At 69.2% G+C, this 21,019-nt stretch carries 16 protein-coding genes; 4 read left to right on the forward strand and 12 right to left on the reverse strand.

From position 1 onward, the window contains the following. Positions 1-124: 124 nt before the first annotated feature. A complete protein-coding gene (locus tag H8F24_RS05315) occupies positions 125-1,393 on the reverse strand; it encodes an NAD(P)/FAD-dependent oxidoreductase (RefSeq protein WP_197158986.1) in 1,269 nt (422 codons plus the stop codon). A 6-nt stretch (positions 1,394-1,399) separates the two neighbouring features. On the opposite strand from H8F24_RS05315, the gene dusA reads away from it, so the two are divergent. Then, entirely contained in the window at positions 1,400-2,440 is a 1,041-nt protein-coding gene (gene dusA, locus H8F24_RS05320; RefSeq protein WP_197157859.1) for a tRNA dihydrouridine(20/20a) synthase DusA, read from the forward strand. Positions 2,441-2,450: 10 nt separating this feature from the next. Here the strand turns inward: dusA and H8F24_RS05325 are convergent, their stop codons facing one another. The 7 genes from H8F24_RS05325 to H8F24_RS05355 form a co-directional block, all read right to left on the reverse strand. Next, on the reverse strand, positions 2,451-2,975 hold the full coding sequence (locus H8F24_RS05325) for an RNA-binding protein (protein ID WP_197157857.1): 525 nt from the start codon (positions 2,973-2,975) through the stop codon (positions 2,451-2,453). An 85-nt stretch (positions 2,976-3,060) separates the two neighbouring features. Further along, positions 3,061-4,536 carry an argininosuccinate lyase gene (gene argH / locus H8F24_RS05330; protein WP_197171278.1) on the reverse strand — a complete coding sequence of 492 codons (1,476 nt, stop codon included), beginning with the start codon at positions 4,534-4,536 and terminating at the stop codon, positions 3,061-3,063. A gap of 105 nt (positions 4,537-4,641) precedes the next feature. Then, positions 4,642-6,138: a PP2C family protein-serine/threonine phosphatase gene (locus H8F24_RS05335; RefSeq protein WP_231598116.1), complete on the reverse strand. Its 1,497-nt coding sequence runs from the start codon at positions 6,136-6,138 to the stop codon at positions 4,642-4,644. An 88-nt stretch (positions 6,139-6,226) separates the two neighbouring features. After that, entirely contained in the window at positions 6,227-7,741 is a 1,515-nt protein-coding gene (gene ftsY / locus H8F24_RS05340) for a signal recognition particle-docking protein FtsY (protein ID WP_370594812.1), read from the reverse strand. A gap of 560 nt (positions 7,742-8,301) precedes the next feature. Then, positions 8,302-8,925 (reverse strand): transcription antitermination factor NusB, encoded by a 624-nt coding sequence (gene nusB / locus H8F24_RS05345; protein ID WP_197171280.1) that lies wholly within the window; start codon positions 8,923-8,925, stop codon positions 8,302-8,304. After that, entirely contained in the window at positions 8,925-9,653 is a 729-nt protein-coding gene (locus H8F24_RS05350; RefSeq protein ID WP_197171282.1) for a DUF502 domain-containing protein, read from the reverse strand. The genes nusB and H8F24_RS05350 overlap by 1 nt, the downstream gene beginning before the upstream one ends. Before the next feature lie 58 nt (positions 9,654-9,711). After that, positions 9,712-10,362, reverse strand: coding sequence for an HpsJ family protein (locus H8F24_RS05355; RefSeq protein WP_197157850.1), 651 nt, complete (start codon positions 10,360-10,362; stop codon positions 9,712-9,714). A gap of 35 nt (positions 10,363-10,397) precedes the next feature. Between H8F24_RS05355 and queG the strand changes: the two genes are divergently transcribed. From queG to H8F24_RS05370, 3 genes are all read left to right on the forward strand, one after another. Beyond that, entirely contained in the window at positions 10,398-11,345 is a 948-nt protein-coding gene (gene queG, locus H8F24_RS05360) for a tRNA epoxyqueuosine(34) reductase QueG (RefSeq protein WP_197171284.1), read from the forward strand. A 127-nt stretch (positions 11,346-11,472) separates the two neighbouring features. After that, positions 11,473-12,342 (forward strand): tetratricopeptide repeat protein, encoded by an 870-nt coding sequence (locus H8F24_RS05365; protein ID WP_231598117.1) that lies wholly within the window; start codon positions 11,473-11,475, stop codon positions 12,340-12,342. Between the two features lie 68 nt (positions 12,343-12,410). Continuing rightward, positions 12,411-14,873, forward strand: a complete 2,463-nt coding sequence (locus tag H8F24_RS05370; RefSeq protein WP_197171287.1) for a DNA topoisomerase (ATP-hydrolyzing) subunit A — start codon at positions 12,411-12,413, stop codon at positions 14,871-14,873. 18 nt (positions 14,874-14,891) lie between these two features. Here H8F24_RS05370 and purF read toward each other — a convergent pair whose 3' ends face one another. The 4 genes from purF to dnaN all read right to left on the reverse strand — a co-directional run bounded on the left by purF (position 14,892) and on the right by dnaN (position 20,901). After that, complete coding sequence (gene purF, locus H8F24_RS05375; protein WP_231598118.1) at positions 14,892-16,370, reverse strand: amidophosphoribosyltransferase; 1,479 nt, start codon at positions 16,368-16,370, stop codon at positions 14,892-14,894. A 66-nt stretch (positions 16,371-16,436) separates the two neighbouring features. Beyond that, the gene (gene purL / locus H8F24_RS05380; protein ID WP_197171291.1) at positions 16,437-18,866 is read right to left on the reverse strand and encodes a phosphoribosylformylglycinamidine synthase subunit PurL; all 2,430 of its coding nucleotides are present in this window, start codon (positions 18,864-18,866) and stop codon (positions 16,437-16,439) included. A gap of 74 nt (positions 18,867-18,940) precedes the next feature. Further along, on the reverse strand, positions 18,941-19,750 hold the full coding sequence (locus H8F24_RS05385) for an RNA methyltransferase (RefSeq protein ID WP_197157838.1): 810 nt from the start codon (positions 19,748-19,750) through the stop codon (positions 18,941-18,943). Positions 19,751-19,755: 5 nt separating this feature from the next. Further along, positions 19,756-20,901 carry a DNA polymerase III subunit beta gene (gene dnaN, locus H8F24_RS05390; protein WP_197158983.1) on the reverse strand — a complete coding sequence of 382 codons (1,146 nt, stop codon included), beginning with the start codon at positions 20,899-20,901 and terminating at the stop codon, positions 19,756-19,758. Between the last annotated feature and the right edge of the window lie 118 nt (positions 20,902-21,019).

The raw sequence follows: 21,019 nt of genomic DNA on the forward strand, positions 1-21,019 counted from the left end.
ACACTGGCGGATGCACTGGTCATCTCCGCCCTTCCACGAGTCTCAGGACCCAACTGCCCAACTGCCCAACTGCCCAACTGCCTGGTTTGCACAGGATCGCTGACTGCTTTGAATCGGATCATGATCAGCGGTTCTCAGCTCCAAGCCCCTGACCGGCCAGCCAGCCCGAACTCCAGCAGTGCTGGAAGTTGAATCCTCCGGTCACCCCATCCACATCGAGAAGTTCGCCCACCAGATACAGGCCTTTCTGTTGCCGACTCTCCATCGTGGCCAGGTTCACCTCGCCGAGGCAGACGCCACCGGCAGTGACGAATTCCTCCCCGAATGGCCCGCGGCCCCGCACCGTGTAGCGACTGGCGCGCAGGGCCGTGATCAAACCCTTTTGACCGCGAGCGGGCAGATCAGCCCAGCGCAGCTGCCGATCCAGGCCCTGCTCCTCCAACAGATGCCACCAGAGGCGCCGGCTCAGCTCCGGCCAGGGCCGGGCCGTGGCCAGCTGGCGCCTGGCCTGCTCACGGCGCAACCTGCCGAAGAGCAGCTCCAGATCGACCAGACTCCGGCCACCGCTCCAGTCCACCTGCAGGAGACCGCGATAACCCTGCTCCTTCAGGGCTCGGGCGGCAAAAGCCGTGAGCCGCAGACAGGCCGGACCACTCAGGCCCCAGTGGGTGATCAGCACGGTGCCACGCTGGCGGAAACGCTCACCAGCAGCACGCTCAAGACCTGGCAGCAGCTCCAGACCCACAGGGTCCATCACCACCCCGGCCAGCTTCGTGAGAGCCGGTGCCTCCAGGGCCAGAGTGAACAACGAGGGCACCGGCGGCACCAGGGTGTGGCCCAGGGAGGCGGCCAGCTGGCGCCCGCTCGGATGGCTGCCGGTGGCCAGCACCAGCTGGACACAGTCGAGCCGGACGCGAACACCGGCACCGGTCCGCACCTCCAGGCTGAAGCCACCACCGCTGCGGACCTCCGCCCGTTGCAGCGCCGCTCCAGTGCAGAGGCGCACTCCGGCGGCAGTCGCCGCGCGCCGCAGGGTCTCGATCACCGACTGGGAACGGTTGGAACGGGGAAACAGGCGACCGTCGGCCTCCTCCACCAGCTCCAGGCCATGGGCATCGAACCATGCCACCGCATCGCCGCAGGCAAACCGGGAGAAGGGGCCCCGCAGCGCCCGGGCACCCCGCGGATAGTGGCCGACCAACTCGGCCGGATCCCAGCAGGCATGGGTGACATTGCAACGGCCACCGCCGCTGATCCGCACCTTGTGGAGCGGCTCCGGCGTGGCTTCCAGCAGCAGCACATCGCCGCGACCCGCCTCGGCTGCAGCCACGGCCGCCATGAAGCCGGCCGGACCGCCGCCCGCCACCACCACGGCAGCGCGACTGGGCAGCATGGGGTCATGGCACACACCGTCGACAGCCGTCACCCGATCACCAGTCATCGCTTCAGTGTGGCGCCGATGCTGGACTACACCGATCGGCACTTCCGGGTGCTGATGCGCCAGGTGAGCCGCCGTTGCCTGTTGTACACGGAAATGGTGGTGGCGCAGGCGCTCCACCATGCCAGCCGCCATCGCGATCCGCAGGAGCGGCAGCGGCGTCTGGAGCGGCTGATCGGTTTCGATCCGATCGAACATCCCCTGGCACTGCAGCTGGGCGGTGATGATCCGGTGCTCCTGGCGGAGGCCGCCTCACTCGCTGCCGCCTGGGGCTACGACGAGATCAACCTCAACGTGGGCTGCCCCAGCCAGAAGGTGCAGCAGGGGCGCTTCGGCGCCTGTCTGATGGCTGATCCTCAGCGGGTGGCCCGCTGCGTGGCGGCCATGGCCGAGGCCAGCGGCCTGGCGGTCACGGTGAAACACCGGATCGGCATCGATGACCATGACTCCTACGAGGCGCTGCTGGACTTCGTCGACACGGTGGCGTCGGCCGGCTGCCAACGCTTTGCCGTGCATGCACGGAAAGCCTGGCTGGAAGGGCTCGATCCCAAGCAGAACCGCACCATCCCCCCCCTGCGCCATGCGCTGGTCCATCGGCTCAAGGCCGATCGTCCCGCCCTCACGATCGAACTGAACGGTGGTCTGCAGACGCCGGCGGCCTGCCTGGAGCACCTCGATCTCGTGGACGGGGTGATGGTGGGCCGGGCGGCCTATGACCATCCCCTGCGCTGGGCACGTGTGGACGCCGATCTGTTCAACGACACCGCACGACCGATGGCCCGGGCCTCCACCGTGGTGCGGGGCGTGATGCCCCACGCCGAACGCTGGTGCTCAAGCGGCGGGCGCCTCTGGCCGATCGCTCGTCACCTGGTGCAGGTGGTGGAAGGCGTGAGTGGGGCACGCCACTGGCGGCGGGACCTCACCAGGGCAGCCGGGTCACGCCAGGCCGGCGTGGAGGTCCTGGAGCAGGCCGCGCTCCAGCTGGAGGAGCGCGGCTACTGAAGCAGCCGGTTCAGCCTTCGGCTCCGCTGTAGTGGCCACCATCGGCAGCACCGGTCTCAGCCGATCCGCCGCCGCTGCGGCGACGGCGGGTGCGGCCAGCTTCAAAGCCATCCGAGGCGCCGCCATAACCACCGGAAGGAGCGCCGCCGCCACCGCCGTAGCTGCGGTCTTCCCAGCCACGGGCTCCGGATCCCCGATCGGCGGCATAGCCGCCACCACCGCCTGAGTCGCCCCGGCCATAGCCGCCGCCACCGCCGCCGCCGTACCCACCACCACCACGACGCGGGGCGCTGCCACGGGGTTCGGCCTTGTTGATCCGCAGGGGGCGACCCATCAGCTCGGCACCCTGAAGGCCCTCGATGGCACGGGCTTCGGTCTCCTCATCCGCCATCTCGACAAAGGCGAAGCCACGCTTGCGCCCCGAATCCCGCTCCAGCGGCAGCGCACAGCTGCTCACCTCGCCGAAGGGGGCAAACAACTCCGCCACATCTTCCTGCTCCGCGCGGAAGGGGAGGTTGCCAACGAAAATACTCACGGACCTGGGGGGCGCCACGCGGCGCCGACGACCACAGAAGCCTAGGAGCGAAGTGGCCAATCGCCGGGATTCCGGCGGGCAGAGGTCACGGCGTGCAACGGTCCTGGGGCAACAGCCGCTGCCGCATCACCTGCAGCCGCGCCTGCACCTGCTCGAAGCCCGTGCCACCCTCGCTGCGGCGGGCGGCCACCACCTGCCGCGGTGCGATGGCGGCGTAGATGTCGTCGGCGAAAGCCGGATGCAACGCCTGCCAGCGCGGCAGGGGCAGATCCCGCAGCAGCACTCCCTCCTGCAGGCAGGTCTTCACCAGACCACCGACAAGCTGGTAGGCCTCGCGAAAGGGCACCCCCCGAGCCACCAGGTAATCGGCCACATCGGTGGCATTGGAAAAATCAGCGGCTACAGCCGCCTCGAGGCGTTGCGGACGGAAGGCCAGCCCCTCCTCGAACAGGATCGCCATCGCCTCAAGGCAATCCAGGCAGGTACGCACCCCGTCGAACAGGGCTTCCTTGTCTTCCTGGAAATCTTTGTTGTACGCGAGCGGCAGCCCCTTGATCATCGTGAGCAGGCCCATCAGATGGCCGAACACCCGGCCGCTCTTGCCCCGCACCAGTTCCGGTACATCGGGGTTCTTCTTCTGGGGCATCAGGCTGCTGCCCGTGGCACAGCGGTCGGTGAGGGCCACAAAGCCGAACTCTTCGCTGGCCCAGAGGATCACTTCCTCGCTGAGGCGGCTGAGATGCACCAGCACCAGGCTGGCGGCGGCCATGAATTCCACGGCGAAATCGCGGTCGCTGACCGCATCGAGGCTGTTGGCGTAAATGGTGTCGAAACCCAGCTCGGCGGCCGTCTGACGGCGATCGATCGGCACCGGCGTCCCCGCCAGGGCCGCCGCCCCGAGGGGGCAGATGTTGACCCGCCGCCGCACATCCGCGAGGCGGGAGCGATCGCGCTCGGCCATCTCGATGTAGGCCAGCAGATGGTGGGCCAGGCAGACCGGCTGGGCCCGCTGCAGGTGGGTGTAACCGGGGATGAGCACCTCGGAATGGCGTTCGGCCTGGGCCAGCAGGGCCCGCTCAAAACGCGCCAGAGCCGCATCGATGGCATCGATCTGCTGCCGCAGCCAGAGGCGCAGATCGGTGCCGACCTGATCGTTGCGGCTGCGGCCGGTGTGGAGCTTCTTGCCGAGGGGGCCGAGCCGTTCGATCAGGCGCCGTTCCACGGCGAAGTGCACGTCTTCGGCCTCCAGGCCCGGTTGGAACAGGCCGGCGGCCGCCTCGGCCCGCACGGCTTCCAGACCCTCGATCAGCTGATCGGCTTCCTCCGCAGTAATCACACCGCAGCGGCCCAGCATGCGGGCATGGGCCACGGAGCCATCGAGATCCTGCTGCAGCAGAGCGATGTCGAACCCGATCGAGGCATTGAAACGCTCGATTGCCGGATGCAGCCCCTGCTCGAAGCGATCGCTCCAGCTGCCGGCCGTTCCGCCGGTCACACCCCGATCCGCAGGCCCGCCGGTGGCCGCACCGCTGGTGGAGGGGGAGGGGGAATCGGCTGCCATCGGGCCAGGCACTGGGGCGATCCGTCAGCTTGCCACCCAGGGCCGATGGGATTCACCCAGAGCCGCTGGCCTCAGCGGCGGTCGGGCCTTGCTGCGGCCAGCATTTCACCGCAGACCGGCTGCGGCGGGCAGGGACGGCAGCATCACCTCCTCGCGCACCTTCAGCACCACCATCGAGGCATCGTCGTCGGGCTGGCGATCGTCGCCGACGAAGCGATCGAGGCGGGCGAACAGGTGATCGAGGATCCCCTGGGCACCCACCCCAGACCGGCAGGCGGCATGCAGTGCCCGCACGAGACGCTCCTCCTCGAAGCGCTCTCCGGTGAGACCGGGAGCTTCGGTGACACCATCGGTGTAATAGAGCAGCACGTCTCCGGGTTCCAGCACCAGCTGGCCGCAGCCGTACTCGGCCTCGCTCTGCAGACCGATCAGCAGACCCGGGGCATCGAGCCGCTCCACCCTGCCGCTCTGGCGCCGCCAGATCAGTGGTGGATTGTGGGCGGCATTGGCGTAACGCAGCAGGCGGGTGCGGGGGTCGAAATCGGAATAGAAGAGCGTCACGAAGCGGTGCGAGTGGGCCAGGTCTTCCTGGGCCAGCTGGTTGAGGTCGTGCAGGATCCGATCCGGCGCGTGGCCGCTCAGCACCTCCGCCCGCAGCATGCCCCGCAGCAGGGTCATGAGCAGACCCGCCGGCACCCCCTTGCCCATCACATCGCCCATCACCAGCGCCCAACGCCCCTGCTCGCGGCGGCGGCCCATCAGTTGCGGCCGGGTGGGGATGAAGTCGTAGTAATCGCCGCCCACCTGGAAGGCCGGCCGGCAGCGGGCCGCCAGTTCCACCCCCTCAATCACCGGGCAGTGGTCGGGCAGCAGCTGGGCCTGGATCTCGGCACCACTGCTGAGCTGGCGATCGAGCCGCTCGTGGCGCCGCATATCCGCCAGCAGCAGCTCGTTCTCCAGGGCCACACCGGTGAGATCGGCCACCAGCTGGATGTGGCGTTGGTTCACCTCGCTCCAGCACAACCCATCCGGGCCACTGAACACGTAGAGCCGCCCCCGCTGATTGCTGCGGGCCACCACCGACGTGCCGAACACCTGAACCTCACCGAGCAGTCGGGCGACCAGCTGATCGAGCAGCTGCACCACCGCTTCCTCACTGGCCTGGGCCTGGAGGTCGCTGTCGGGCAGAGCGGCGATCTGGCGCAGCAGCTTGGCGCAGCGATCCGGCGGCGAGGCCTGCAGCTGCTCGCGCCAGAGCCGACCATCGGGGTGAAAGACCACCAGCAGGGCCCCCTCGGCCTCCACCAGCCGCGCCGCCACCAGGGCCACCAGCTCGAGAAAACGGCTGAGGTTGGTGAAGCTGCGCAGGGCGAAACCCAGCGACGCCAGCAGTTCGCCGTTGCGGCGTTGCTCGCGACTGAGGCTGTCGAGCAGCTGCCGCAGCGAAGCTGTGGCCGTGAGTGGTGCAGAGGCGGGGGGCGCGATCGCCTCGGGGTCCGGTTGCACGGCGGCAGGATCGGCGCTGGCGGGTAGCGGCGACGGGGCCATGGCGGCCCTGGGCGGCGGCTTGGTGCTCAAGGAGCGGCCGCGGGGAGCTCGCAAGGTAGCAGTGGTTTCCGATCGCCATGGACGCCATCGCAACCGGGGCACCACGGCGGCCCGGCTGCGGCGCAAGCCTGGGTCGAACGGCTCAGACCGCCAGCAGGGCCTCGACGAACTCGAAGCTGTTGAAGGGCCGCAGGTCGCGGATTCCCTCGCCGGCGCCGATGAAGCGAATCGGCAGACCGGCCTCGTGGGCCACGGCGATGGCCACACCGCCCCGGGCACTGCCATCGAGCTTGGTGAGCACCACGCCCGTGAGTCCGGCGGCCTTGGCAAAGGCCATCGCCTGGCGCAGGCCGTTCTGACCCTGGCTGGCATCCAGCACCAGCAGAGATTCCACGGCGGCATCGGGGGCCAGCTTGTCGATGATGCGCCGCACCTTGGCCAGCTCCTCCATCAGGTTGTGCTTGGTCTGGAGGCGGCCGGCGGTGTCCACCAGCACGAGCTCGGTGCCCTTGGACTGGGCCGCGCCGATGGCGTCGTAAACCACGGCAGCGGGATCGGCATTGGCGCTCGGGTTGGCGATCACCGCCACGCCGCTGCGCTCACCCCAGATCTGCACCTGCTGCACGGCGGCGGCCCGGAAGGTGTCGGCCGCGGCGATCAGGCAGCTGTAGCCACTGCGCACCGCCAGGTTGGCCAGCTTGCCGAGGGTGGTGGTCTTGCCGACGCCGTTGACCCCCACCATCAGCCAGACGTTGAGCCGTTCCCGTTCGGGGGCGAGCAGGGGAACGCCACTGGCGGTGATCGGTTCGTCCAGGAGGCCACGCAGCTGTTCCTTGAGGAACCGGATGCCTTCAGCCGGGTCCACCACCTCCTCGTTGAGGCGCTGCCTCAGGGCCTCGAGCACCTGATCGGTGGCCTGCACGCCCACATCGGCGCGCAGCAGGGTGGTTTCGAAGTCGTCGAGCACCTCGGGGGTGAGCGGATCGTCGCCGAGGCGATCGAGCAGCTGGGTGACGAAACCGCGCCGGGTCTTCTCAAGGCCGCGGCGCAGACGACCCAGCCAGTCGATCTCCTCCAGGGAGATGTCGTCGAGCTGGCGGCCCTGGGCGGCCAGCACCTCGGCCGACCAGGTGAAGGTGTCGTCGAAGGCGCCGAGGCTGGGTTCGGCGGCATCCGCCTGCGGCGAGGGCTGAGCAGGAGCGACTGCAGGGGAGCCGGAAGTGGAAGTGGAAGTCTCTGAGGGTGCGGGAGCAGAGCCGGTGTCAGCCAGCTCCGCGGAGGCGATCAGCTCCTGCTGACGCTGGCGCCGCTGGGCCGCGGCTTGCTCAAGCAGGGACAGACCGGCCGCGGGTGCAGGGGAAGCTTGCGGCGATGGGGCGCTGGGGGAGTTGTCTGGTGACGACGCAGCAAGGTCTGGCTCCTCAAAGGAAGCTGAGGCAGAGGGTGCAGAAGCAGAGGAGGCGGTGGCAGAGGCCACCGGGGCAATGCCATCCGCTTCAGAAGGCGTAGAAGCAGCCGAGCCGGTGGAAGAACCACCGGCATCAATCGGCGTGGTGGCACTAGCTCTGGCGCTGGACTCCTGAGGCGGCAGTTCCTGGGCCACATCAACGGACGCAGCACTGGGCCCGGGGGGCTCAGTCGGAACCTGCTCAGGCAGGGGCTGCGGTGGGGGGGCCTGCTCAGGGGTGGGTGGCGCTGCAGACGCTGGCAAGGCCCCCGGCTCGGGAGCCGGGGGGGCTGGAACGGCGGCAGGCTGGGCTGGGGCAGGCTCCGCGGCGGCGGCGGCAGCCTGCTGCTGGGCCTTGAGCCGGGCATAGGCCTGACGGGCCCACTCCAGAGCGTCCTGATCGACGGAGGGGCCGCTCGCCGGGGAACCGGAGGGGCTGGGTGCTGGGGCAGCCGTTGCCGGCTCGATCGGGGCTGACGCCGGCTGGGAAGGCGCCAAGGTTGCGGGTGAAGGCACCGAGGTTGCGGGTTCGGAGGGCCCCGGAGGCTCGAGCGACGCGACGGACCCGTCTGCAGCCCGTCCGTCCGATGCCGCGGTCAACTCAGCGGCCTGATCCAGGTCGGGTTCCGGTGGCCCGGGCTCCGCAACCTCAGGAGCGATCGCCTCCGCATCCTGGCCGGGGACAGGCGGCACCGAAGCCGGTTCGGGCTCCTGCTGCGGCTGGCTGCGAGGGACCAGGTTGCGCTTAAACCAGTCGAACACCATGGGGTTCAGCTCGCGGAGGCGGACCGGGTGAAGCGGCGCAGCACGCCGTTGATCATGCGGCGGCCCTGCTCGTCGCTGTAGCGGTTGGCCAGTTCCACCGCCTCGTTGCACGCCACCGCCGGCGGCGTCTGGAAGTGCTCCAGGTCGACCACCGCGAGGCGCAGGATGTCGCGGTCGATGCGGGGCAGGCGGCCGAGACGCCAGCCCTCCATCACGCCATCGAGACGGGCATCCACAGCCTCGCGCTGCCGCAGCACCTCCCGCGCCCGCTCAAGGGCACCACGACGCACGTCGTCCTGGTCGGAGAGCAGCAGCAGGCGCGGCAGCTCCAGGCTGGCCGACAGCCGATTCAGGGCCTGCTCCGCCTGGGCGATGCCCTCCTGCAGATGCTGGCGCACCTTCGGCAAGCTGGCCTCGCCGCTGTCCTGCAGCTCGCTGTCGAGCAGCTGCTGCTGGGCACCCTGCAGATCCTCCGCTGAGCGATCGAGCGATTCACGCACGTGCTGGCTGAGGCTGGCCATGGCCTGCTGCAGCAGGGTCTCGAGCGAGAGATCGGCCGCTGGAACGCGGTCGTTGGTCTGGCCGAGCATCAGCAGTGCCAGTTCGCGGGCAAGGGTGCGGCTCTGCATCAGGAGAGTTGGGGGGCGCGCAGCTGGGCCAGCAGGCTGGAGAAGCTGCGATTGGACGTGGGCTCGCGTTCGTCGGGGCTGACGATGCCGGCCGAGATGATCGTGCGGAACGCATCCTCCACCGAGATGTCGATGTCTCTGACGGAGCTCTCGGGCACCACTGCGTACCAGCCGGTGGTGGGGTTGGGAGCGGTGGGGATGAACACGCTCAGCATCGGCTCACTGAAGCTGGCCTGGAGACTGGTGGCCAGGGTGGCGGTGACGAAGCCGAGCGCATAGAGACCCTCGCGTGGATACTCGACCAGCACCACCCGGCGGAAGCGGCCGGAATTGCCCTGCAGGAAGGTTTCCAGCAGCTGCTTGAGGGTTTTGTAGACCGAGCCTGCCAGGGGGATGCGCAGCAGGGTTCCCTCGCCGAACTCCAGCAGCCAGCGGCCCACGATGTTGCGGGCCATCAGGCCGATCAGCAGGATGCCCAGCAGCGGCACCAGCAGACCGACGCCGAGGTTGATCAGCTCCTGCAACACCGGGTTGAGGGTGTTGAAGGGATTGAACTGCTTCGGGATCGAGGTGAGGAACGCCAGCACGAAGCGGCTCACCGTGGTGGCCAGCCAGATGGTGGTGGCCAGCGGGATCACCACCAGCAGACCGGCGATCAGATCGTTCTTGAGATCCTGCTGGAGGCGATCGCCCAGCGGCTGATCAGGCCTGGGACTGGATGGAACCAAACGACAACCCGGAGCTCCGGCCTATAGCAACCTGCTGGCAACTTAGCCAGGCACCGCTTCAGAGCAGAGCGACGAGGGCCACGAGTACGAAGGAGACCGCCAGAACAACGGCTGTGCCGGTACCGCCGATGCGGCGTTGATTCACGGCTAGATCGCGGGCCCGCTCCTGCTGCCGAAGCTGCTGCTCGGCCTGGTCAAGCTGGCGCCCCATCAGCTCCTTGACCATCTGACGCTTCTGCTCATCGGTGCCCTGGGCTGGCAGCTGGCCGGCCTGCTCGGCCTGCTGGACGAACTGCTGAATCGCCTCGGGGTTCTCCATCTGGGCCCGGGCCATCTCCAGCTGGCCCTTCTTGGCCGCCAGGCCCTGATCGGTCTGATCGGCCATGGCCCGATCGCCGCTGATCGACATCGGCACCGCCACCAGCAGAGCGATGGCCAGCACGGCGCTCAGGACCGCCACCACCCAGCGCAGGGGGGTGCGGCCTGCAGTGGGCTCGTCGAGGCGGCCACCGAACAGCATCAGCAGCACACCCACCAGGGCCATCGGCGACTGGGTGACGAGCCGATCGACGACGAGCTGGCGGTAGCCCTCCTCGCCCCAGTTCCAGAGGGGCAACAGCACCGCCAGCTGCAGCAGCAACAGCACCACCAGCGTGATTCCCAGCCAACGGAGCAGAAAGCCGAGGCGACCGAAGGTGGCGGAACTCACAGGCAGGATGACGGGATGGAGCAACTGTACGGGCCGTGAGCCGGGCCGCCCTGGCGGTCGCCCTCAAGCAGCAGGCGACGGCGCTCGGCTTCGCGGCGGTGGGCATCGCCGCTGTGCCCCCCGGCCCGCGACTGGCTCTGCGCACGGCGGCTCTGCAGCGCTGGCTGGAGGCCGGCCACCAGGGCTCCATGGCCTGGATGAGCGATCCGCGCCGCCGCACTGCGGAGGCCCTGCTGCCGGGGGTGCGCAGCCTGCTGGCGGTGGGCCTCAGTTACTACGTGGCGGCCGAACGGGCACCCGGCAGCCTGGCGGTGGCCCGCTACGGCTGGGGGCGTGACTACCACCGGATGATCGATGGCCGCCTGCGGCGTCTGGGGCGGTGGCTTGAGGCCGAAGCACCGGGCACCGGCTGGCGTGCCTGCGTGGACAGCGCGCCGCTGCTGGACAAGGCCTGGGCCGAGGAGGCAGGCCTCGGCTGGATCGGCAAGAACGGCAACCTGATCCATCGCCAGCATGGCTCCTGGCTGCTGCTGGGCCATCTGCTCACCACCCTGGACCTGCCGGCCGACCACCCCGCCGAACCACTCTGCGGTTCCTGCAGCCGCTGCCTCGAGGCCTGCCCCACCGGCGCCCTGCCGGAACCCTTTGTGGTGGATGCCCGCCGCTGCCTCGCCTTCCACACGATCGAAAATCGCGATTCGGAATTACCGGAGCCCATCACCGCGGCGATGGGCCCCTGGGTGGCCGGCTGCGACATCTGCCAGGACGTGTGTCCGTGGAATCAGCAGCCGCTGGAGAGCAGCCCCGACCCGGAGGTGCAGCCGCGGCCCTGGCTGCTCAACCTGCGGGCCGAGACGGCCCTGGGCTGGGATGACGCCACCTGGGACGAGCACCTGCGGGCCTCGGCCCTGCGCCGCATCAAGCCCTGGATGTGGCGCCGCAATCTGCGGGCGGCGGCGGGCAGTGCGAGCGGCTGTCCCTAGGGTGGAGCCTCCCTGTTGGGCAGTTGTGATCCGGCGCTGGTGGCAGTTCAGGAGCAAAGGGATGGCATCTGAGTTCACGCCGGCCGCGAGCCTGGCGAGGCGGAGTCTGCGGACCTGGGCCCTGGCCATGCCGCTGGGGATCGGCCTGTGGGCCGCTCAGATGGCGCCGGCCCGGGCGCTGGTGCCCTATGTGTTCGTCCCCCAGAGCCCGGAACTGGCGGGCGCTGGTCTGGGAATTGCCCAGGCGGCCGGCCGGCTGCTGCGGCTTGGCCAGGCCGAGGACGCCGCGCGACTGGCGGCGCTCACCGTGCAGCTGCTGCCCCAGGATCCGCGCGGTTGGCTCCTGCTGGCGGAAGCCCAGCTGCGCAGCAACCAGCTCGACGAGGCCGCCGCTGCCCTGGCCCGGGCCAAGGAACTCGATCCGCGCAATCCCGGCATCTGGTTCGCCCAGGGATCTCTGGCCCTGCGCAACGGCGAACCGCAACAGGCGGTGGGTCTGTTGCAACAGGGGATCCAGCTGGATGGCCGCAATGCCGGCGCCTACTTCGATCTGGGCAACGCCCATCTGCTGCTGGGCGATTCCGGCGCAGCTCTCTCTGCCTTTGAGCGGGCCTCCGGCCTGCGCAAAGACTTCTGGGAAGCGATCAATAACCAGGGTCTGGTGCTCTACGAGCAGGGCCGCGGCAAAGAGGCGATCGATCGCTGGCGCCGGGTGCTGAAGATCCGACCCGAAGCCGCCGAACCCAGCCTGGCGCTGGCAGCCGGCCTCTACGCCAGTGGACCGCAGCAGCAGGCAGAGGCTCGCCAGCTGGCGGCCCAGGCCCTGGATGACGAACCCAATTACGTGCTCGACAGCTTTCAGAAAGAACAGCTCTGGGGCGACAGACTGAGGGCCAGCACCCGCCGGCTTCTGGAGGATCCAGAGCTCAAGAGCGTGGTGGACCGCGCCAACGCCAACGCAGAATCCAACACGGATCCGGAGGAGTCGACACCTTGACCTCGGGGAGAACCCGCACAGGATCTGTAGGCTGAGCCCCACTTTTCGCCCTCACACCGAAGACCCGGATGGCCGAGGAGCGCGTTCAGCCCATCGCCCTGCATCAGGAAATGCAGCGCTCCTACCTCGAATACGCGATGAGCGTGATCGTGGGACGGGCCCTTCCGGACGTGCGCGATGGGCTCAAGCCAGTGCAGCGGCGCATCCTGTTCGCGATGCACGAGCTGGGACTGACCCCGGATCGGCCCTACCGCAAGTGCGCCCGGGTCGTAGGCGATGTGCTCGGCAAATACCACCCCCACGGTGATCAGGCGGTCTACGACGCCCTGGTGCGGCTGGTGCAGACCTTCGCCAGCCGCCACCCGCTCCTGGACGGCCACGGCAACTTCGGCTCCGTCGATGACGATCCGCCGGCGGCGATGCGGTACACCGAAACCCGGTTGGCTCCGATCGCCCATGAGGCGATGCTCGAGGAGATCGGCAGCGACACGGTCGATTTCGCCCCCAACTTCGACGGCTCCCAGCAGGAGCCCACGGTGCTGCCGGCCCAGCTGCCCTTCCTGCTGCTGAATGGCTGCACCGGCATCGCCGTGGGGATGGCCACGAGCATCCCGCCCCACAACCTCGGCGAGGTGGTGGATGCCCTGATCGCCCTGGTGCGCAAGCCCGACCTCAGCGACGAGAAGCTGCTGCAACTGGTGCCCGGCCCCGACTTCCCCACCGGCGGCGAGGTGCTGATCGGCAGCGGTATTCGCGACACCTACCTGGGCGGCCGCGGCAGCATTCCGATGCGGGGGGTGGCCCACACCGAGGAGGTGCAGCCCGGCAAGGGTCGCCACCGCCGCAGTGCCGTCGTGATCACCGAGCTGCCGTATCAGCTCAGCAAGGCCGGCTGGATCGAGAAGCTGGCCGACCAGGTGAATGAGGGCAAGATCGGCGGCATCGCCGACATCCGCGATGAAAGCGATCGCGAAGGCATGCGAGTGGTGGTGGAACTGCGCCGTGATGCGGACGCCACCAAGGTGCTGGCCGACCTGCAGCGCCGCACCGCCCTGCAGAGCAATTTCGGCGCCATTCTGCTGGCCCTGGTGAACGGCCAGCCGGTGCAGCTCACCCTGCGGCGCATGCTGCAGGAATTCCTGGAATACCGCGAACTCACCCTGATCCGCCGGACCAACCATGCCCTGCGCCGCTGCGAAGACCGGCTGGAGGTGGTGGAAGGCCTGATCCGGGCCCTGGAGGCGCTCCAGCAGGTGATTGCCCTGATCACCGCGGCTCCCGATTCCGCCACCGCCCGCGCCAGCCTGCAGGTGCAGCTGGATCTGAGCGAGCGCCAGGCCGATGCGGTGCTGGCGATGCCGCTGCGGCGGCTCACGGGACTGGAACAGGAGAGCCTGCGCAAGGAGGTCGAGGAACTGCGGGTCGAACGCAGCCGTCTGCGCACCCTGCTCGACGACCGCGACGCCCTGCTTGACCATCTGGTGGCCGAACTGAAGCGCCTGCGCAAGCGCTATGCCACGCCGCGCCGCACCCGCCTGATCGAGGGGGGCGATGAGCTGGTGGCGCAGCGCAGCGCCGCCGTGCGTCCCAACGCCGAACTGCAGCGCCAGCAGGCCTTCGAGGCCCTGGCCAGCGACAGCCGCCTGCTGATCCTGGCCGATGGATCCGTGAAGATCGTCGGCCCGCAGCTGCTGGGCCGCCTCCATCTCGAGGAACCCGCGCCACTGGCGGAACAGCCACCGCCGGCCCGGCTGATCCTGCCGACCACCGGCCAGCCCAACCTGCTCGCCTTCACCGCCAATGGCCGGGTGGCCCTGCTGCGCTGGGAATTTGCCGGCCAGCAACAGGGAGGGCTGGAGCGCTTCCTGCCCGACAGCCTCGAGGGCGAAACGGTGGTTCAGGTGCTGCCTCTGCCCAGCCAGGCCAGCGGCACAAGCCTCGGTCTGCTCAGCAGCGACGGCCGCTTCAAGCGGCTGCCCCTGGAGGACTTTCAGGAACTCTCCGGCCGGGCCGCCACCGTGCTCAAGCTCAAGGAGGGCGTCCACCTGCTGCGGGTGGTGCCCTGCCATGACGGCCAGGATGTGGTGGTGGCCAGCAGCACCGGCCGCCTGCTGCGTCTGGCGGTGGAGGAAGCCAACCTGCCGCTGATGGGACGCACCGCTCAGGGGCCGGTACTGCTGCGGTTGCTGCCGGGCGAGGCAGTGGTGGGCGCCGCCGCCGTGGCCACCGGCGGAGACGTGCTGCTGGCCAGCCGTCTGGGCCTGCTCAAGCGCCTGGCCGTGGAGAATCTGCGGCCGTGTCAGCGGGGTGATCTGGGCCAGATCGCCATCCGCTTCCGCGATCGCCGTGATGCCCTGGTGGATCTCTGCGGTGCCGAGACGCCCCTGGTCAGCGTTGTGATCTCAGAGGTCCGCAGCGTGCGGCTTGCCACCGCAGAGCTTGAGCGCCAGGACAGCAGCGGCGACGGCGAACTGCTGGGCCTGCGCGAACGGGAAACGGTTCAGGCCCTGGTGCCCCTGATCACCGGCTGAACAGCGGAGAATCTCGCTTCAGCCGACCAGCGCCAGACCGGCCGGTTCGAGCATCAGCTTGCTGGCCCTCACTTCCTCCGGCAGGTCGATCGGATAGGCACCGTCGAAGCAGGCGGTGCAGAAGTGGCTGGAATTGGCCTGGGCCGCGTCCACCATGCCCTGCTTACTGAGGTAGGCCAGCGAATCGACGCCGAGATGGGCGCTGATCTCAGCCAGGGTCAGACGGGCGGCGATCAACTGATCCTGGGTGTCGGTATCGATCCCGTAGAAGCAGGGGTGGGTCACCGGCGGTGAGCTGATGCGCATGTGCACCTCGGTGGCGCCGGCCTCCCGCAGGGCCGCCACCAGCTTGCGGCTGGTGGTGCCCCGCACGATCGAGTCGTCGATCACCACCACCCGCTTGCCGGCGAGCACATCCGGCAGGGGGTTGAGCTTGACGCGGATGCCCGCTTCCCGCATCGCCTGGGTGGGCTGGATGAAGGTGCGACCGACGTAGCGGTTCTTGATCAGACCGTCGGCGAAGGCGATTCCACTGACCTGGGAGTATCCGATCGCGGCCGGAATGCCGGAATCGGGCACGCCGATCACCAGATCAGCCTCCACAGGGGTTTCACGGGCCAGAGCTTCGCCGATGCGGACGCGGTAGCTGTAGAGCGATTCGCCGAAGAAACGGCTGTCGGGGCGTGCGAAGTAGATCATCTCGAACACGCACAACTTGGCCGGCTCTTCACACCAGCGGCTGCGCAGAGGTTCAGGTTCACCAACACGGAAGTGAATGATTTCGCCGGCACCCACATCATCGATGTAGGTGGCGCCGATGATATCGAGCCCACAGGTTTCACTGCTGGCCACCCAGCGGGCCTCCTGCCGCTCACCGATGTGGCCGAACACGAGGGGACGGATGCCGTGGCCGTCGCGCAGGGCAAACAGGCCCTCGGGGGTCCCGATCACCAGACTGAAGGCACCGCGGCACTGGCCGGCGGCCGCGCGGATGGCCTCATCCCAGCCCAGGCCCCCGTTCACGGCGTGCTGCACAGCGAAGGCGATCAGCTCCGAATCCGTGGTGGAGGTGAACTCACCGGCGAGGTGATCCAGCGAGAGGCGCAGCTCCGCCGCATTGACCAGGTTGCCGTTGTGGGCCAGCGCAAAGGGCCCGAGGCGGGTCATCAGCACCACCGGCTGGGCATTGCAGACCTTGCTGCTGCCGGTGGTGGAATAGCGGTTGTGGCCGATCGCCAGGTCGCCGGGCATGCGTTCGAGCACGTCCTGGTCGAACACCTGGCTGACCAGGCCCATGTCCTTGTGCAGCCGCACCTTGGGGCCATCGAACACGGCGATACCGGCCGACTCCTGGCCGCGGTGCTGCAAGGCGTAGAGACCGAAGTAGGTGAGGTTGGCCACCGGCTGACCGGGGGACAGCACGGCGAATACACCGCAGGCTTCCTCAGGCTTGTCGGGCCTCAGCTCATCACGGGCAACGGGCTGGTGTTGCTGCAAGACCCTGCCCACCTAAAGCTTGACTGCATCATTGTGCATCAGCCGCGACATCAGGGCTCGGACCGGCTAAACGCTGGGGGGCAGCGCCTGGCCCAGGCGCCGCGGGATCGCCTGTTCAAACGCCTCACCAAGGTCGTCCACGGCCAGGTTCAGCAGGGTCGTGCCGCCGCGGTTGAAGGTCAGGGCAGCAGGGGCCCCGGAGGCGGCCTGCACGGCACCGAGGCACTGGGCCGGAATGGCGGCACCAGCGGCGGCGGCCTGATCGAGGGCCTGCTGCCAGGCGGCGGCATCGGCGGCCGCGATGCTCACCAGCACCCGGGCACCGCCTTCGGCGAACAGCAGACGATCCGGCCGGAGGTCGCCGGCCGGCAGCTGCAGCTCTGCCCCCAGACCGGAGGCGATGCAGGCCTCGGCCACGGCCACGGCCAGCCCTCCGTCGCTGAGGTCGTGGGCAGATGCCACCAGGCCCTGCGCAATCGCCTGACGCAGGAAGGCCTGGACGCGCTTCTCCAGCTGCAGATCGATCAGCGGCGGCCGACCGGTGACGGCCCCGTGAATGCGCTCCAGGTAGCTGCTGCCGGCCAGGCTGACCCGCTCATCGGGCTCCGAAGCCGTGGCAGGTGCCGAGGCGGTGGCGTCCAGCGGCACCCCCAGCAGCCAGATGGCATCGCCGGGCTGACGCCAGGCCAGGCCACGGACCAGCGCGAGATCGGACACCAGCCCCACCATGCCCACCACGGGGGTGGGGTGAATCGGCTGCATCTGGCCGTCTGGAAGCCGGGTCTCGTTGTAGAGGGAGACGTTGCCACCGGTCACTGGGGTCTCCAGGGCGCTGCAGGCCGCCGAGAGGCCGCGGCAGGCCAGGGCCAGCTGCCAGTAGCCGGTGGGGGTCTCAGGCGACGGGAAGTTGAGGTTGTCGGTCACGGCCAGGGGTTCGGCACCGACGCAGCTGAGGTTGCGGGCCGCTTCGGCCACAGCCGCCATGCCGCCGCGCTCCGGATCGAGGGCCACCCAGCGGTTGGGGCAGTCCACCACCGCCGCCACACCGCGGCTGGCGGCCTGCATCGCCCCCTCTCCCCGCTGGGGCCGCAACCGCACCACGGCCGCATCCGCTCCGCCGGGCAGCACCACGGTGTTGGCCTGCACCTGATGGTCGTACTGGCAGAACACCCACCGCTTGGAGGCGATGGTGGGGTCGTCGAGCAACTGCAGCAGCACCGCACCCCAGCCCAGGCTCTGACCGGCCAGGGGGCCGTTCACCGGCGTGATGCCAGCCTGGGTGGCCTGCGGCAGCTGGGCCTCGCTCCAGCGCCAGTGGGCCTGGATGGCGGCGGGGGGCTCGCTGAGCAATGTGTGGTGGTTGATCGGGGTGTCGTCGGCCAGGGCACTGGCGGGCACCTCCGCCGCCACCGACCCGTGCTGCAGCACCCGCACCACGTTCTCCTCGAGCACCCGGCCCACCTCCGCCGCCTGCAGGCCCCAGCGGGTGAAACGCTCCATCAACGCCTGCTGACGCCCGGGCTTCACCACGAACAGCATCCGCTCCTGGGACTCACTCAGCAGGAACTCGTAGGCGGTCATGCCGCTCTCGCGGGCGGGCACCCGGTCGAGATCGAGCTCGATGCCCAGCCCCCCCTTGGCGGCCATCTCGGAGCAACTGCAGGTGAGGCCGGCGGCGCCCATGTCCTGGGCGGCCACCACATCACCGCTCTGGAAAGCCTCGAGGCAGGCCTCGATCAGACCCTTCTCCAGGAAGGGATCGCCCACCTGCACGGCGGGGCGGTCGTCGAGGGAGGCCGCGGTGAGCTCGGCACTGGCGAAGCTGGCACCGCCCATGCCATCGCGACCGGTGGTGCTGCCCACGTAGACCACCGGATAGCCAACCCCCTCGGCGCCGGAGCAGACGATCTCCTCGGTTTCCATCAGCCCCAGGGCCATGGCATTCACCAGCGGGTTGCCGGAGTAGCTGGGGTCGAAGGCCACCTCACCGCCCACGGTGGGCACACCGACGCAGTTGCCGTAGTGGGCGATGCCGGCCACCACGCCCTCCATCAGACCCACGTTGCGCTCATCTTCGAGCGGCCCGAAGCGCAGGGCATTGAGCAGGGCGATCGGCCGGGCGCCCATGGTGAAGATGTCGCGCAGGATGCCGCCCACCCCCGTGGCCGCCCCCTGAAACGGCTCCACGGCCGAGGGGTGGTTGTGGCTCTCGATCTTGAAGGCGAGCCGCTGCCCTTCGCCCAGGTCGACCACGCCGGCGTTCTCACCGGGGCCCACGAGGATGCGGGGGCCGGTCGTGGGGAACTGGCTGAGCAGTGGCCGTGAATTGCGGTAGCAGCAGTGCTCCGACCACATCACGCCGAACATGCCCAGTTCGGCCCGATTCGGTTCCCGCCCAAGCCGCCGCACGATCTCGTCGTAATCGGCCTGGCTCAGGCCTTCCTTGCGCAGCGCCTCGGGCAGCGAAAAGGAGGCGGAAGCCGCGGGGGACGGCATGGTGGCAGCCAGGCAACGGTGCTCCACTCTGGCCGAGGGGCCGACCAACCCGGCTGGGCAGGCGGATCGGGCCGTCAGACCCAGGGATCGGCATCAGCGCCGGGATCCCTGCGGGAGCGCGGCTGGGAGCGGGGCAGTGCCTCGTCGGGATCAGAGTCGCTCTCCCACTGATCCCAGGCCTCGCGCTCCGGCCTGCGCTCCAGGGGATCCTCGGGGTCCTCCCGCCAACGCCCCTGGGGCTCCCAGGGGGGCTCCTCCAGCCAACCCTCCAGCCGGCCTTCAAAGCGATCCCCCACCTGATCGATCTGGTCGCGCCAGCGGCCGGTCTCCTGTTCCAGCTGCTCCTTCCAGCGCCGTGAGCGGCGCAGCAGTTCCTGCCGCACGCTGGCGCGGGCCAGGGGCAGCTCGTCGAGGCTGCCCAGGGCCGTGCGCACCATGCCGGGCTGTTGATCCACGATCCGCTCGGGGGTGAGGCGCCAGCGGCTGCTGCCCGGCAGCCGCGGATCACTGCGGGCAATCAGGTAGTGGCGGATGCGGCCACTGCGCAGCTCCACCGCCGCATCCACCACGCTGCCGAGGGGCTGGCCCTCCTGGCCCAGCAGGGCGGCATCGAACAGGGTCGGCAGCCGCTCCAAAGTGGCCGGATCCGTCTCGGCCGGCTCTCCCTGCACATAGGCCTCACCCTCCCCGAGCCCCCGCAGCTGATTCAGCCGCCAGACCAGCCGTTGATTGCCGAAGGCCGAGGGCCTGGTGACCCAACCGAGCAGACGGTGGACCGGCGGATGCATCCAGCCGATCAGGCCGGGACCGTGATCCAGGCCCTGGTCGCAGCGGACCCGGCGTTGCAGCAGATCGCTGAGCAGCAGCTGCTCGGGAAGGGCCACGCCACTCAACCGCGAATCTGAACAGGCATCACCAGATAGGTGAAGGCGCCCTCATCGGCCGTCGAGAGCACCGCCGGCGTGGTCGGTCCGTTGCAGTGCAGGATCACCCGCTCGCTGGCCATCACCTTGAGCCCTTCAAGCACGTAGCGCACGTTGAAGGCGATTTCGATCGGCTCCCCTTCCAGCTGGGCCGCCAGGGTCTCGGCGCCGCTGCCCACGTCCTGGGCGTCGGCGCGGATGTGCACCTGAGCGGAGGCCGGCTCGGTGCTGATCTTGACCACGTTGTTGTGCTGATCGGCCAGCACCGCCACCCGCTCCAGAGCGGCCGTGAAAGCCCGGCGATCCATGGCGATGCTGCGCCCGAAGCTGTCGGGGATCAACTGGCGATAGTTGGGATAGGTGCCATCGAGGGTGCGGCTGGTGAGCACCTGATCCGCCGAGAGGAACACCACCTGGCCGCGGTCGCAGAAGAGGTTGAGCGGATCATCCGACTGACGCACACTCAGCAGCCGCTCCAGCTCCCGCAGGGACCGGGCCGGCACGGTGACGGCAAAGGATTCGCTCTCGACCTCGGGATCGATGCGCAGGGCCTGATCCAGCTTGAGCACGGCCAGCCGGTGGCCATCGGTGGCGGCGCACTCGAGTGAGTCGTTCTCGAGGCGGAGATGGACGCCCGTGAGCACCTGCTTGGCCTCATCGGCGCTGCTGGCGAAGATGGTGGCGCGCAAGCCCTTGACCAGGGCCTCGGCATCGAGACGGATCGGGGTGCCGGCCTGCACCAGGGGCAGATCGGGGAAGTCATCGGCAGGCATGCCCCGCATGCGGTAGCTGCCCGAGAGGGAGGTGAGCTCCACCTGCTCGGTGCCGTCGTCGCAGTGGAGCGTGATCGGACTGTCGGAGGAGAGACGGGAGACGATCTCGCCGAACAGCCGGGCCGGCAGGGTGATGGCGCCGCTGGCCTCCACGGAGGCCGGCAGGCTGGTCTGGATGCCGAGGCTGAGGTCGAAGCCGGTGAGGCTGAGACGACCGGTGCCGGCATCGGCGGTGAGCAGCACGTTGGCCAGCACCGGATGGGTGGGCCGAGCGGAGACGGCCCGGCTGACCAACTGAAGGCTGGCACTGAGTTCGGCCTGGGAACAGACCAGCTTCATGGGGGTTTCTGGAGGCCTGGCGGCCGGCAGATCGGCCCCACCACCGTTCCACAGGGCGGCGCCAAGCGCAACGCACCGGCTGGCCGGATTCCCGCTTTCCACCCCACTTTCCCCAACC

The sequence above is a fragment of the Synechococcus sp. CBW1002 genome (genome assembly GCF_015840915.1).
GTDB lineage: Bacteria > Cyanobacteriota > Cyanobacteriia > PCC-6307 > Cyanobiaceae > CBW1002.